This is a genomic window from Psychrobacter sp. C 20.9 (genome assembly GCF_001921765.1).
Taxonomy (GTDB): domain Bacteria; phylum Pseudomonadota; class Gammaproteobacteria; order Pseudomonadales; family Moraxellaceae; genus Psychrobacter; species Psychrobacter piscatorii_B.
Map to the genome: position 1 here is coordinate 18,746 of NZ_MRYC01000014.1, position 15,020 is coordinate 33,765.

Here is a 15,020-nt window from a genome sequence, read left to right on the forward strand (position 1 = left end):
TACTTTTAACACAGTTATTTCTTAATCATTACGGTAATCTGCTTCTATGCTCAACAACACCATCACGCACGCCGAACGCGAACTATATTTAACCCTATTAGAACTGGCAGAGCAGTATCCAAGCGCTTATGAATGGCTGACGCGCTTACCAACATGGTTAAATGCGATCAAAGACAAAGCCAACTACGCGCATGCACCAGCTTACCAAGCATCAGTAGCGCGATTGCCACATTTGACGGTCAATCACGTCGATTTAAATAGTGATACGTTGACGATTGAGGCAAGTCTGAATCAGTCTCAGCATAAACAAACGACCGCGTTATTAAAGCAGCTGATGCCGTGGCGTAAAGGGCCGTTTCAGATTGGTAATGATGAATCAGGTATTAAGATTGATACCGAGTGGCACAGTGATTGGAAGTGGCAACGGGTTGCACCGCATTTGAGCAGGCTTGATGGTCGGCGCGTATTAGACGTAGGCGGCGGCTCTGGTTATCACGGCTGGCGGATGGCAGGCGCTGGCGCAGACACGGTCATTATCATTGATCCGTCTTGCTTGTTTTATCATCAGTTTATGGCGATTCGGCATTTTGTCGGTAGCGCGGATGCTCATACTCATAATACAGGCCGTTACCGTACGCATTATATTCCTGTGCCGCTCGAGGCCTTGCCCGAGCATAGCCAATTGTTTGACACTGTATTTAGCATGGGTGTGCTCTATCATCGCCAGTCACCGTTCGAGCATTTACAACAGTTGAAAGGGCAGTTGGTCAAAGGCGGTGAGCTAGTGCTTGAGACGTTAGTTATCGAAGGCGATGCCAATACAGTCCTAGTACCGCACGACCGCTACGCGCAGATGAATAACGTGTATTTTTTACCATCGGTCGCCGCATTGATAGGCTGGCTAGAAAAAGCAGGTTTCTCAGAAGTGCGTTGTGTCGATGTGGCTGTCACCTCAACGGAGGAACAACGAAAAACCGAATGGATGACCTATCATTCGTTAACAGACTTCTTAGATCCTAATGACTCAACTAAGACCATCGAAGGATATCCTGCTCCTATGCGTGCGACTTTGATTGCGAAAAAGTAGCATTGATGGTGGTAGCTAACGTAAGGAAAGCATTATGAAGACATCAAAGACTTTTATTGTAGCTACCATCAGCTTGCTATCGCTACCTGCTCTCGCAGGATACGGCACCCCATCTGAAGGCTGGGGCTTTGTACAAGACGACTGGCAAGTGGTTTGTGATAATACGCGTACTTGCCGAGTGGCAGGCTACTCAAGTGACGGCTCAATAGATAAGCCTGCTTCAGTGCTATTCACCGTATCGCCAAAAGTAGCGCTGCCAAAGGCACAAATTCAGTTGGCATCAAAAGTATCCAAAGATAAGGCTGAGCTGTGGTTAAATAATAAAAACTATGGGACATTGCAGCCCACTGGAAGTGACGCTGCATTATATGATCTATCTGCTAAGCAAACACAAGCAATTATCGATAAGGCTCGTATCACGAACAAAATAGAAGTCAGAGCGGGTAACAATCGCTGGCGTATCAGCGACAAAGGGATATCATCAGTATTGCTCAAGCTCGATGATGTGCAGGGCCGAGTAGGGACGTCGATAGCATTGATTAGCAAAAACCAGCGTAATCAACAAACGCCGAAAGCGGCATTGCCAATTCCCACCATCAATAAGGCATTTGCGTATTCGGCAAAAGATAAAAAGACGCTCGCCCCATCAAAACTTAAATACTTTCAGCAAAATATAAATAACTGGGTCGACATTGACTCCAAGCAGCTCATCGGATCTGGAAATACAATGGGTGATTGTGAGCTGGTCAATCCAAAAACCGAAGCGTATCAACGGATGTCAGAGTATGGTTCTACTATGCTTGGCTGGGACTTTATACCAGTAGATAAAGCGCATACGTTAGCCGCGCATATCTGCTGGTCAGGCCCTTACAACTCAAGTACGGGTTATTGGCTCATTAATAACGACAAGCCTAGCAATCCTATGCTTATTACGACAGCAGGTAATGAGTATGATGCAGGTGATATCCACGCCGCTAACAAAGACCGCGGCATCGGTGATTGCTGGAATAGTGCGACATGGACGTGGAATGGTAAAACGTTCGTTAAGAGCGCAGAGGCGAGCACAGGATTGTGTCGCGGTTTTGCTGGTGGGGCATGGGATCTACCCACCTATGTGAGTAAAGTCATAGACAGTAATGGTAAGGCCCAATAAGAAATATTTGGGATTTAATGGCGAAAAATGGCTGATTATATCAGCCATTTTTTGAAAGCGACTTCCATGACTATTTTAAGGATGAAACCAACAGAGCCTGCGCCAAGGGCCAAAAAGATCCAAAAGGTACCTGCGCGCCCAGCATCAGAAGTTTTAGAGATATCCCACATGATAAAGAATAAGAAAGCGATGAATATCGGCAGTAAGACGTACAAGCCCCAACTGGTGACCGTACTGGCAGCAATAGCAAACATAGCGTAATCCTATAGGGTAATAACGCGTCTTCTATGGCGTAAAAGCGTCATAGACGCGCAATATAAACCATCATTATAACGTGTAAGCGGTTGCGTATAAACGACTGCTCAGTATCGGGCAACAGGAACGCTACAATTGACAAAGTCATTCGCTCATTGATTTTATATTATTTATACCAGATTTATTTTACTAAGCATCAGCAAACGAGCGAACAAAATTTATATTAATCCCAATTATCAATATTAGTTGTCATAACGGTAAGATTTTAGGGCTAATTTTGGCGCAAATGGTGCAATAAAGCGCAAAGATTGTTATATTTACAGATTACTTATCTTTTTGCATTATTTTATCCCTGCAATGTCGGTCGGCACTATAATAAGCAGTTATCGATTGCTCGCATTCGCACCGTTTTTGTTGTTTATTTAATTGAGTTCAAATCCCTATGTCACAAGCCCAAATTGATACGCTTGCATCCCTATTCAATGATGCCATTCAAACCTTACAAGCAGATGGTACGCTACCAAGCGACTGGCAGAATAACAGTCAAATCACGCGTACGAAAGATTTAAGCCACGGCGATTTTGCCAGCAATATCGCACTGACGGCGGCCAAAGCGGCCAAGGCAAATCCGCGTCAACTCGCTGAAAAAATCGTCAGCGCGCTGCCTGAGAATCAAGACATTCGCCAAGTAGAAATTGCCGGTCCTGGATTTATTAACGTATTTTTAAACTCGGAAGCTAAGTTTTCGGTACTAGACGATATCTTTACCTTACAAGATCGTTTTGGTCTGAGTAATCAGCTTGATGGTCAAAAGGTACAAGTCGAGTTTGTCTCTGCCAATCCGACCTCAAGTCTGCATGTCGGTCACGGACGTGGTGCGGCGTTTGGTATGAGCGTATCAAACTTGCTAGAAGCCATTGGTTACGACGTCACACGTGAGTATTATGTTAATGATGCGGGTCGTCAGATGGATATTTTGGCGACCAGTACCTATTTGCGTTATTTAGAATTGAATGGCGAAACGGTCACTTTCCCAGTCAACGGCTACCAAGGCGACTACGTTCGCGATATCGCACAGACATTAAAAACGCAGCATGGTGACAGCTACGTTCATCGTTTTGCCGATGTTGCCAAAGACGTACCAGAAGACGCAAAGTTTGAGATCAATGCTGACGGTGAGAAAACCTTAGTGTCTGGTGATAAAGAAGCGCATATTGATGGTTTGATTGCGGGTAGCAAAGCCTTGCTTGGCGATAGCTACGCGCTATTTTTGAATGCGGCATTGAGCAGTATTTTGGCCGATATCAAAGACGATTTAAACGACTTTGGTGTGAGCTACGAGTGCTGGTTCAGTGAAAGATCGATTGATAGCGAGATTGAGCCTGTCCTACAAACACTCGATGACAAAGGCTACTTGTACGAAAAAGACGGCAACATCTGGTTCAAATCGACCGATTTTGGTGATGAAAAAGACCGCGTGGTTCGCCGTGCTAATGGTCAGTCGACGTATTTTGCCTCGGACATTGCTTATCATAAAAACAAGTTTGATCGCGGCTTTGATAAAGTGATTAACGTGTGGGGCGCCGACCACCATGGTTATGTGCCACGAGTAAAAGCGGCGCTGCTTGCGTTGGGAATCGATGCAGAACGCCTTGATGTTGTATTGGTACAGTTTGTGGCATTGTGGCGCGGCAGTGAAAAAGTACAAATGTCCTCGCGTTCAGGTCAGTTCGTCACCTTGCGTGATTTGCGCGCAGAAGTTGGCAATGATGCGGCGCGTTTTTACTACGTCGCGCGTAAGCCTGAAGTACACATTGACTTTGATTTAGAGCTTGCCAAATCACAAAGCAAAGACAATCAAGTGTATTATATTCAGTATGCGCATGCGCGTGTTTGCCGTGTATTAGAAAAACTGGCAACCTACGATTTGGCAGTAGATGATGCTGTTGGTTTGGCACATCAAGATTTGCTTAATGCGCCCAATGAAGACGAGTTGATTAAACTGTTAGCTGGTTATCCAGCGACACTATTACGTGCAGCGACTGGCTACGAGCCGCATGTCTTGACTAACTACTTAAAAGAGCTTGCTGCATTGTTCCACGGTTGGTATGACACCAATCGCATTTTGCCTGTGAGTCTCACGACAGGTGAAACACCAAGCCCAGATGAGATGGCATTGATGCAAGCACGTTTGCGCTTGTCCAAAGCAGTTAGACAGGTCTTGGCGAACGGCCTTGGTTTGCTCGGCTTGTCAGCACCTTCTGCTATGTAGTCATTTTCTAACATGTGACATGAGTATAGACAGCCAATAGCATTAATTCGATGATGACCGTTAAATTCAGTAGGGAGAACGAGATCCATGCTAGCCAAAAAACCGAAAGGCGCAACAGAAAAGCGCAAATCAAGTAGCGTATCGGGCTTATTGTGGATGTTTGTTGGGGCAGTATTGACCCTTATGATCGGGGTATTTATCTACCTTTCACCATTATTCAACTTTAGTCCCGCTGATGGTAGCGCCGAGAACGATCCTGACAGGCAGGTGCAGCCGCGCGTAGATACTGATACCGATAATGGCGATTATGAATTCTACGATATTTTGCCCAATCAAGAGATGGCAACCATTCCTGATGAAGATATCGCTGAGATTGATAACGATCAGATAGGAGATATTGGCGCGTTTGAGCCGGATGTCGTCGTGACCCAGCCGGATAGTACGGCAGCTAATGGTATAGATAATGCTGGTAGCTTTGGTAATGCGGAAAGTCCTGCAGGCGAGACCAGTGGCGGTAGTAATACTGCTGCGGGCGACGATATTGTTGTTGTTGAAGAGGACGCAACTTATGATGGCACGCCACCTGCTAACACCAGTAACTCTGCGACCCGTAGCAACAATGCAGGAGCAGGTACGGCAAGTATTCAAGCGGCCAAACCTGCTGCGACCTATATTTTGCAGATCAATAGCTTTAGTGATGCAGATGAAGCAGATCGTCGCCGCGCCCAAGTATTGATGGCAGGCGTGGATGCCAGAGTAGTCAAAAATACGACAGGCAATGGCTTACCTATCTATCAGGTAATCTCGCGTCCGTTAAATAACCGTCAGGCAGTGACAACAGCACAGCAGCGCCTACAGAACAATGGTATAGACTCTATTATCGTTGAACAGCGTCGCTAGGTTTATATTCAATCATCTTGAGTAACTGTATTTATAAATAAGAAAGAAAGCGTCGTCATGACGCTTTTTTTATCTCTTGATTTTATCAAATGCTTTCTAATTGTTTTATCCTATTAAACGTTTATTAAGAGTATGGCTATGACCGTATCTAACTCAGTAACACCGCAAGCAGGCGTTATCAAAGCATTTTTTCAAAAATACTTTATCGATGCTTTTACTGGTATGGCTTTAGGGCTATTTGTCACACTAATTGCTGGCTTGATTATCTCGCAAATCGGTGGCTGGTTGGGTTTGCCAGCATTGGTTGCTGTCGGTAAGCTTGCTTCAATATTAATGGGAGCAGGCATCGGGGTGGGTATCGCTTATTATTTAAAAGCGCCAACACTCGTCATGCTTAGCTGCCTTGTAGCAGGTATGTTGGGTGCGCATTCTGAAGCACTAATGGCAGGAACGCTATTCATACCGCAAGAGGGTGGCCCTGCGACCTTTGTAGCACTGCCAGGCAACCCAATCGGCGCTTATCTGACGTCTGTATTCGCTTATCGTGCTGGTAAGTGGATCGCGGGCAAGACCAAGCTCGATATTTTATTAGTGCCCTTAGCAGTGTGTGGTATCGCGCTATTGGTCTGTGCGCTGCTCAATCCGCCTGTTGTTGCGGCAGTTAATGCGATTGGACAAGGGATTCACGCGGCAACTGAGCTACAGCCATTGCTGATGAGTATCGTGATTGCAGTCGTCGTTGGTATCTTATTGACGCTACCAACGTCGAGCGCTGCCATTTGTATTGCGATTGGCCTTGGTGGTTTGGCGGGCGGTGCCGCAGTTGTTGGCTGTGCCGCGCATATGATTGGTTTTGCCGTGGCCAGTTTTAAGGATAATGGATTCAGTGGCGTGATATCTCAAGGATTGGGAACCAGCATGCTGCAAATCCCTAATGTGCTAAAAAAACCTATCGTTTTGCTGCCTGCCGTTATTGCGAGCGCGATCGTTGGCCCTATCGCGACTGTCGGATTTGGCTTGGCTTGTACGGCGACAGGGGCGGGCATGGGTACCGCTGGTCTGGTTGGTGTGTTCGGCGTTATTGAAGCATCACAAGAAATCATGAGTACGACCCAATTATGGACAGCGATTGTCCTTCTGATGTTTGTATTGCCTGCAGTGATTGCAGGTTTGGTCGCTTACATCATGCGCCGTATGGGCTGGCTAGTCGCCGGTGATATGAAGCTGCCCTAAAAACGGTTAAAAATTTGTATTCGTGACCATACAACAAAAAAGCCCTGCTGTTCAAAAACAGTAGGGCTTTTTTATTTAAGGAGCGTCAGTTAGTTATGGTGCGGTACTTGTTTTATCACTACGCTTGTTATTGCGTCTTGGTTTTAGTTTACGCGATAACTGAGTGATGTCGTTTATAACTTCACTATAATGTGATGGGAATACCCGCTGAATGGCATCAACCATTTTGGCATCATTCCCAATTAAGCAGCGCTGCTGATTGGTCGCAGCGGCATGTAAAATAATCCAAGCTGCTTCGCTGGCATCAAATTTCAACAGTTTATTGAAGCTTCTAATGGCTTTATCACCAGTAGGCATACCGACCGTACTGGTACTATCATTGCCACGTGCGCTATTGGCAATATTGGTTTTGATACCGCCTGGATGGATACAGGTCGCTGATACACCGCAGTTTTGAATGTTAAGCTCTTGACGCAGGCTTTCTGTAAAGCCGCGTACCGCAAATTTACTGGCATTATAAGCAGAATATGAAGGCTGAGCGGTCAAACCAAACAGGCTGGAAATATTGATAACATGACCATGTTCTTTAAACTGGCGGGGTTGATCGTCCTGATTATCACTCGTCACCTCGCTGCTTTGTTTGACACTGTTTTTGATGAGTGGTAAAAACGCTTTGGTGCCATAAACCACGCCCCAAAAATTGATATCCATTACCCACTCAAGCTCTTCAATACTAGCGCCCTCTATCGTCGAAGAGAAGGCCACGCCTGCATTGTTAAAGATGAAATTGACTTTGCCATGGTCGCGCATCACGCTATCCGCCCACGCTTGCATAGCGTCATTGTCTGAGACATCAAGTACAGTCATGGTGACCTTAACATCATAACCAACCAGCATCTCTTTGGTTCGTGCCAGTTGTTCTACATTGATGTCTGATAGCGCCACATGACAGCCCATTTTTGCTAAGTGAAGCGCAAGCTCGCGTCCCATCCCAGAACCTGCGCCAGTGATAGCGGCGACATGGTTTTGGTAATAAGGTGCAATATCATTATCTTGTTCGCTGGGTGTATAAAAGGGCAGGTGCTGGCGTAATGAGGACGCCATCGTGGTTATATTGTTAAGCATAATAAACAGTCCTTTGTATTATTCATGATGGGTATACATCGTTGCTATTTACATTAGCATGATTTGTCATAGGCTTACATGCGATTGATAAACGCTGCTGTCATTTCATTATGCGGTTACTTCTAGAGTGCTAAGGCGCTAAGAATCTGACGTTATCAAGGTTAGTTGCATCATTGAGAAGAGGTTTAGGGGATGAGTAGCCACAAAAAAAGCGTCTGACTCATAGAGCCAGACGCTTTTTTGAATACTTCATTATTAATAATGAGCCATCTAAGTCTCATTATGCATTAAGCAATTTTAGGTATTTTACCTTCATTGATGACTTCTGCATCAACCATCACGGTCTTGGCATTTTCCATAGAAGGTAGCTCATACATGGTCTCAAGCAAAGCGTTTTCTACGATAGAACGTAGACCGCGCGCGCCAGTTTTACGCTCCATAGCTTTTTTGGCGATGGCATCAAGTGCTTCATCTGTAAAGCTGATCTCAGCGCCTTCCATATCGAACAAGTACTTGTACTGTTTAACCAGTGCGTTCTTAGGTTCGGTAAGGATTTGTACCAAGGCTTCTTCATCAAGCTCTTTGAGCGCTGCCAGCACAGGCAGACGACCGATCAGCTCAGGAATCAAACCAAACTTGATCAAATCTTCTGGCTCAACTTCTTGTAGCAAGTCTGAGCTACGACGACTGTCGTCTTTTGAGCTGACATCCGCGTTAAAGCCGATACCACCTTTTTCGGTACGTTGCTGAATGACTTTATCAAGTCCTGCAAACGCGCCGCCGACGATGATTAGGATGTTACTGGTATCGACTTGGATCAGCTCTTGCTGAGGGTGCTTACGACCACCGTGCGGTGGAATCGCAGCAACGGTGCCTTCGATCAGCTTGAGTAGCGCTTGCTGCACGCCTTCGCCCGACACGTCACGCGTGATCGATGGGTTGTCGCCTTTTTTACTGATTTTGTCGATTTCATCAATATAGATGATCCCTTGTTCCGCTTTGGCCACATCATAGTCAGACGCTTGTAGTAGCTTTTGCACGATATTCTCAACGTCTTCACCGACATAACCTGCTTCGGTTAAGGTGGTAGCATCGGCCATTGCAAATGGCACGTCAAGCAGACGAGCCAAGGTTTGCGCTAGCAATGTCTTACCAGAACCAGTCGGACCAATGAGCAAGATATTGCTTTTTGCCAATTCTACCATCGCATCATCAGCGCCAATTTTGGCTTTTTTGCTGTCGTTGGCGAGTGTTTGGCTAACTTTTAGACGTTTGTAATGATTGTAGACAGCGACAGACAGTGCTTTTTTGGCAGCGTCCTGACCGATGACATATTCGTCAAGCTTGGCACGTAGTTCTTTTGGGGTAGGGAGTTTTTTATTGACCCAAGAGGTATCTATTTCGCTGTCGTCATCACTGTATTCCGCGCTATCTGCGATTAGATCAGTACATAACTCGATACATTCATTACAGATATTGGCATCGTCAGCGGCAATCAGCTGCTGGACATCGCTTTTGGCTTTACCGCAAAACGAGCAATGCGGGGTATTATCTTCTGCCATAAAAGGCGCTCCTAAAGTTTAAAACTGGTTAGTCTATTTGCGACATATCGATGGTTGTATTGGTTGAACGCTCATACCTGCTTACGATCTATCAGGTATGAGCGGCATATTGATTTACCATACAAATAGACTATAACTATTCTTATGATGGCACTCTCAATTGAGAGGCATAGCGCTTATGCTTTGATTATAAAGAATCAGGGCGGCGCTCTAATACTTCGTCAACCAAACCGTATTCTTTGGCTTCCTCAGCATCTAACCAAAAATCGCGCTCGACGTCTTTTTCGATTTTTTCGAGTGGCTGACCAGTACGCTCAGATAGGATCTGGTTCAAGCGTGCACGAGTTTTTAGAATCTCACGGGCATTGATCTCGATGTCCGTCGCTTGACCTTGCGCGCCGCCTGATGGCTGGTGAATCATCACGCGAGCATTGGCGAGTGAGTAGCGCTTGCCTTTTTGACCCGCGGCCAACAAGAATGAGCCCATGCTATAAGCACCGCCCATACAGATGGTGGATACTTCAGGTTTGATAAAGTTCATGGTATCAAAGATTGCCAAGCCTGCACTTACTGAGCCGCCTGGTGAATTGATATACAAATGAATGTCTTTGTCAGGGTTTTCAGCTTCTAGAAATAGCAGCTGTGCGACGATTAGATTGGCCATATGGTCTTCGACTTGACCTGTCAAAAAGATCACACGCTCACGCAATAGGCGTGAAAAAATATCAAACGAGCGTTCACCGCGTGAAGACTGCTCAACCACCATTGGTACTAGCGCCGCTTGGGTGGTTTGTACTTCTTTGTGCGCACTCATCAGCATATCAAAATGTGGGTTAGCAGTGATGCGTTCATAATCTGTCATAGAAAAGTCCTATCGATAAAGGGATAAAATAAAAAACAGTTAAAATGGTTTTATTGTCTGGTATGTTTTGTGCTAATGGGTAGTTTATAGGGGGACTACGTCCACTATTCAAGCCTATAAAACCCGTTTGTGCATAAAATAGGTGAAAAAGTGAGCATCCTATTTATTTGTGCTTTTTACAAATCTAAAAAGAATACAAAAGATAGATACTGACCCAAATATCCGCAAATTAGGTACATGCTACGGAAGCTTATCCTGATATAGATATCATAGAGCAGTGTCTCACCATACTTTTTAACATAGAATACCTGATTAACTGCCTTGCAATCTACCTATCTTACCGTTCATCTACCTATCTTACTGTTCAATTGTGCAAATGGTTCATTATCAAATCAATCATTGAACGCATTTACTTATAAATAGAAAGAGTAGCATAAATTGTTGTGTTGACTGCCTAAGTCTAAATGCTAAAAAATGGTGCACATTATTAAAAAATGCCATATTTTGGTGCAAATAACCACTTACTTCTCAAGTACCAGTGGTAAAAGGCTGATTAAAAAATAACTAAACCAGCTTTGTCATGTTAGTAAGAAAAAATATACAGTCAAAACCAAAGTAAAATCATTATGTTGGGTGTGATGGTGGACTGTATGTAAGAGTGTTTGCATATGAGTTGGCATAATGCTTGTATAGACAGTGAAATTAACTGACTTTTTGGTCAGGAGCCAGATTACTAGATTGTATTTAATGAGTAAAATGAGCAAATGAGTATATAAAATGAGTTGGGCTTCTTCTTTAACATTGAGTTTTGACACTGTTAAGCGCACAGATACTGCCAAAATTGCGGGTGCTACCGCTAAGACGCGGCTATCTCATCGTAAGCACACGGGCGCGCTTATGGTACAGCGTGCCCTATATCCTGAGCCACGTGTGCAGCAAGGCATTTGCCATATATTGATGTTATATCCGCCAGCAGGTATCGCAGGCGGTGATACGCTGACGATAGAGTTGCATTTAGACAATGGCAGCCATGCTGTTATCACCACACCAGGGGCGGGCAAGTGGTATGGTAATGACAGTGTCAGCCAAAAACATAAAGCTCGGTCGGACGACAACGACACGCACCAAAGTATGAGCCAAAACAAGATAGCTGCCTATGCAAGCCAACATCTGCAAGCCAAACTCGCCGCACATGTTCGCTTAGAATGGCTACCACAAGAGAGTATTATTTATAACGAAGCCAATATGCATGCAGTGAGCCGTTTTGATTTAGCTGACTCATCTAGCTTGCTGACTTGGGAGATTAGCGTATTTGGACGGCAAGCATATGATGAGCAGTTCCTGCAAGGGCGTTATCATACTGGATTGAATATCTATCGAGACGGCAAAATTATCGTTACTGATCGGGTCAAACAGGCTGCCCAAAGTCGCTGGTTTACATCGAGCCTAGGACTAGCAGATCAGCATATTTATGGATCGTTTTGGGCAGTGCCAAGTTTGAGCGATGTACATGACAACGCTGCACTGCCTGCCTCTCCCGCACAATCAGACGAGACAGCCTTAGCAACGATGAAGCAAGCCCTAGCTCGCTATTTAGACAGTACCATCGTCGCATTACGCCATATCATTGCTGAGGCTGAATTACATGTCTATTGTACTCATAACGGACAGGCCGTGAATATTCGGTATATCGGCTCAGATGTGCGCGGCTGTTTTGAAGCCTTTTATCAAATCAGAGAAGTCTTGCGACATCATTGGTGGCAGCTTGAGCCTTGCCGTCCGCGTATTTGGGACACCTAAGTCTACGGTTTTTCATAGCTAAGCCACACGACCTGATAATCTGCTATAACTTTTATAATAAATAAAATAAGGATTTGCCATGCATCTGACGCCAACAGAAAAAGACAAGCTCATGCTATTTACCGCTGGCATGGTGGCTGAGCGCCGCAAAAACCGCGGTGTTAAGCTCAATTACCCCGAAGCCATCGCTTATATCAGTATGTTGCTGATGGAAGGGGCTAGAGATGGCAAAAGAGTGGCTGAATTAATGAGTGAAGGGGCTACTTACCTGTCTGCCGATGATGTCATGGAAGGGGTGGCAGAGATGGTCGATGAAGTGCAAATCGAGGCGACCTTCCCTGATGGTACCAAATTGGTCACGGTACACAATCCCATCGTATAGTTCTGTCTATCACTAAATGATCACTCCAAAATAAGGCGGCTCCCATGCAAGCAGGCGAATATAACATCCAAGATGGTGACATTATCCTAAACCAAGGACGACAAGTACAGACCATCAGTGTGAGTAATACTGGCGATAGACCGATCCAAATCGGCTCGCATTATCACTTTTATGAAGTCAATGATGCGCTGAGCTTTGATAGAGAGCAGACCCGTGGGTATCGCCTAAATATTATCTCTGGCACGGCAGTTCGTTTTGAGCCGGGGCAGTCGCGAGAGGTAGAATTGGTGGCTTATGCGGGTAAGCAGGAAGTATATGGCTTTGCAGGTCGTGTCATGGGCGCGGTTCAACCAGATAAGACCGATGAAAAGCAACTGGCTACTTCGCAAAAGCGGGTGAGTCGGCAGATTTATGCAGAGCATTTTGGTCCGACAACAGGGGATAAAGTGCGTCTTGCCGACACTGAGCTTTGGCTACAGGTTGAGGCTGATTTGACCAGCCATAAAGATACTGCTGTTGACCAAGCGAATACGTCACAAAGTGATGAAGGTACTAGCCATACTACCGAGATCAAGGGTGAGGAAGTTAAGTTTGGCGGCGGCAAAGTCATCCGTGATGGTATGGGTCAAGGGCAACTGCTGGGGGCTGAGGTTGCAGATACCGTGATTACCAATGCGCTGGTTGTAGATTATACGGGTATCTATAAAGCCGATATCGGTATCAAAAATGGCCGTATCAGCGCGATTGGTAAAGCGGGTAATCCTGATATCCAGCCTGCCATCGATATTCCGATTGGCAGCGCGACCGAAATCATCGCTGGTGAAGGCAAAATCCTCACCGCAGGCGGCGTCGATAGTCATATTCACTTTATCGCGCCTCAGCAGTGTGAGACGGCGCTGATGTCGGGGGTGACCACGATGCTAGGCGGTGGCACAGGCCCTGCCCAAGGTACGCTCGCGACTACTTGTACGCCGGGGGCATATCATATTGCCTCAATGCTACAATCTACCGATAGTATCCCTATGAATATTGGGCTATTGGGTAAAGGCAATGTGAGTGTGCCCACCCCAATTGCTGAGCAAATCGAAGCGGGTGCCGTCGGACTCAAGCTACATGAAGATTGGGGTACGACGCCGCAAGCCATCGATAATTGTCTGAGCGTTGCTGACGATTATGATGTGCAAGTTGCGATTCATACTGACACGTTAAATGAAAGTGGCTATCTTGAGAGTACACTAGGCGCATTTAAAAACCGCTGTATTCATACCTTTCATACTGAAGGGGCAGGTGGTGGCCATGCGCCTGATATTCTAAAGGCCATTGGCGAGTCGCATGTGCTGCCATCTTCCACCAATCCTACTAGGCCTTATACCGTCAATACTATTGACGAGCATCTCGATATGCTCATGGTTTGTCATCATCTAAGTCCAGCTATCGCAGAGGACGTAGCATTTGCCGAAAGCCGTATTCGTCAAGAAACCATCGCGGCTGAAGACATATTGCACGATTTGGGTGCTATCTCGATGATGAGTAGCGATTCACAAGCGATGGGGCGCGTGGGTGAAGTGGTCATTCGCACATGGCAGACGGCGCACAAAATGAAAGTTCAGCGTGGTCATCTGGCTCCAGATGCGACAGCACAAACAGAGCATCAAGCGCAGCATATTACTCTGACCGACTACGATCAAAGCGCGGACAATGATAACTTTCGCATCAAACGCTATATCGCAAAATATACGATAAATCCTGCGATTACGCATGGTATTAGCGATATGGTCGGCTCCATTGAAGTGGGTAAATGGGCGGATATGGTGCTGTGGTCGCCCAAGTTTTTTGGGGTAAAACCTGAATGCATCATCAAAGGTGGCCTGATCGCTGCGGTACCGATGGGCGATATCAACGCCTCTATTCCCACCCCTCAGCCTGTGCATTATCGTCCTATGTTTGCGTCGTATCCCAAATCGGTTGCTCAAACCAGCATCACCTTTATGTCGCAAGCCGCGATAGACAAACAAGTCGATAAGCAGCTTGGATTGACCAAAGTCATTCAGCCTGTCCATGGGATACGTGAGATTCGCAAAAGCGATATGCGCCTCAACAGCTACTGCCCAGATATGGACATCAATCCTGAGACCTACGAAGTACGTGCCGATGGTAAGACACTTACCTGTGAGCCTGCTGAGGTACTGCCCATGGCACAGCGTTATTTTTTATTCTGATTTTTATTTTAAGATTTAAAGACACATGACCAAAGGCTGTCTTAAAAAGCGTGTCACAGGCTTATAGAGAGCTGGTTTTGGCGTGATCTTCCCATTGATTGCTGACTGCCATTTTGGGCACTTTTATTATCAATACTATTATTCAATCGTTTGAGCCACAGTAAACAGAG

General features: G+C 45.7%; 12 protein-coding genes. 8 read left to right on the top strand and 4 right to left on the bottom strand.

Features of this window, described 5'->3' with window-relative positions; all coding sequences use genetic code 11:
• Window positions 1-46: 46 nt before the first annotated feature.
• Together cmoB and BTW00_RS10090 are read left to right on the top strand one after the other, a co-directional pair.
• Window positions 47-1,087 carry a tRNA 5-methoxyuridine(34)/uridine 5-oxyacetic acid(34) synthase CmoB gene (gene cmoB, locus BTW00_RS10085; protein ID WP_075107306.1) on the top strand — a complete coding sequence of 347 codons (1,041 nt, stop codon included), beginning with the start codon at window positions 47-49 and terminating at the stop codon, window positions 1,085-1,087.
• A 34-nt stretch (window positions 1,088-1,121) separates the two neighbouring features.
• A complete protein-coding gene (locus tag BTW00_RS10090; protein ID WP_075107307.1) occupies window positions 1,122-2,240 on the top strand; it encodes a DUF1176 domain-containing protein in 1,119 nt (372 codons plus the stop codon).
• A gap of 35 nt (window positions 2,241-2,275) precedes the next feature.
• Here the strand turns inward: BTW00_RS10090 and BTW00_RS10095 are convergent, their stop codons facing one another.
• Window positions 2,276-2,494 (bottom strand): DUF2788 domain-containing protein, encoded by a 219-nt coding sequence (locus tag BTW00_RS10095; RefSeq protein WP_071002875.1) that lies wholly within the window; start codon window positions 2,492-2,494, stop codon window positions 2,276-2,278.
• Window positions 2,495-2,937: 443 nt separating this feature from the next.
• On the opposite strand from BTW00_RS10095, the gene argS reads away from it, so the two are divergent.
• From argS to BTW00_RS10110, 3 genes are all read left to right on the top strand, one after another.
• Window positions 2,938-4,767, top strand: coding sequence for an arginine--tRNA ligase (gene argS, locus BTW00_RS10100; protein WP_075107308.1), 1,830 nt, complete (start codon window positions 2,938-2,940; stop codon window positions 4,765-4,767).
• A gap of 87 nt (window positions 4,768-4,854) precedes the next feature.
• The gene (locus BTW00_RS10105; protein ID WP_075107309.1) at window positions 4,855-5,667 is read left to right on the top strand and encodes an SPOR domain-containing protein; all 813 of its coding nucleotides are present in this window, start codon (window positions 4,855-4,857) and stop codon (window positions 5,665-5,667) included.
• Window positions 5,668-5,805: 138 nt separating this feature from the next.
• Complete coding sequence (locus BTW00_RS10110) at window positions 5,806-6,900, top strand: PTS transporter subunit IIC (RefSeq protein WP_075107310.1); 1,095 nt, start codon at window positions 5,806-5,808, stop codon at window positions 6,898-6,900.
• 93 nt (window positions 6,901-6,993) lie between these two features.
• Here the strand turns inward: BTW00_RS10110 and BTW00_RS10115 are convergent, their stop codons facing one another.
• The 3 genes from BTW00_RS10115 to clpP all read right to left on the bottom strand — a co-directional run bounded on the left by BTW00_RS10115 (window position 6,994) and on the right by clpP (window position 10,401).
• The gene (locus BTW00_RS10115) at window positions 6,994-8,025 is read right to left on the bottom strand and encodes an SDR family oxidoreductase (protein WP_075107311.1); all 1,032 of its coding nucleotides are present in this window, start codon (window positions 8,023-8,025) and stop codon (window positions 6,994-6,996) included.
• Between the two features lie 287 nt (window positions 8,026-8,312).
• Window positions 8,313-9,587 carry an ATP-dependent protease ATP-binding subunit ClpX gene (gene clpX / locus BTW00_RS10120; protein ID WP_058024794.1) on the bottom strand — a complete coding sequence of 425 codons (1,275 nt, stop codon included), beginning with the start codon at window positions 9,585-9,587 and terminating at the stop codon, window positions 8,313-8,315.
• 187 nt (window positions 9,588-9,774) lie between these two features.
• The gene (gene clpP, locus BTW00_RS10125) at window positions 9,775-10,401 is read right to left on the bottom strand and encodes an ATP-dependent Clp endopeptidase proteolytic subunit ClpP (protein WP_218609020.1); all 627 of its coding nucleotides are present in this window, start codon (window positions 10,399-10,401) and stop codon (window positions 9,775-9,777) included.
• 825 nt (window positions 10,402-11,226) lie between these two features.
• Between clpP and BTW00_RS10130 the strand changes: the two genes are divergently transcribed.
• The 3 genes from BTW00_RS10130 (at window position 11,227) to ureC (ending at window position 14,850) form a co-directional block, all read left to right on the top strand.
• On the top strand, window positions 11,227-12,249 hold the full coding sequence (locus BTW00_RS10130) for an urease accessory protein UreD (protein WP_075107312.1): 1,023 nt from the start codon (window positions 11,227-11,229) through the stop codon (window positions 12,247-12,249).
• 79 nt (window positions 12,250-12,328) lie between these two features.
• Window positions 12,329-12,631 (top strand): urease subunit gamma, encoded by a 303-nt coding sequence (gene ureA, locus BTW00_RS10135; protein ID WP_057761815.1) that lies wholly within the window; start codon window positions 12,329-12,331, stop codon window positions 12,629-12,631.
• A 44-nt stretch (window positions 12,632-12,675) separates the two neighbouring features.
• Entirely contained in the window at window positions 12,676-14,850 is a 2,175-nt protein-coding gene (ureC, locus tag BTW00_RS10140) for an urease subunit alpha (RefSeq protein ID WP_075107313.1), read from the top strand.
• Window positions 14,851-15,020 lie beyond the last annotated feature (170 nt).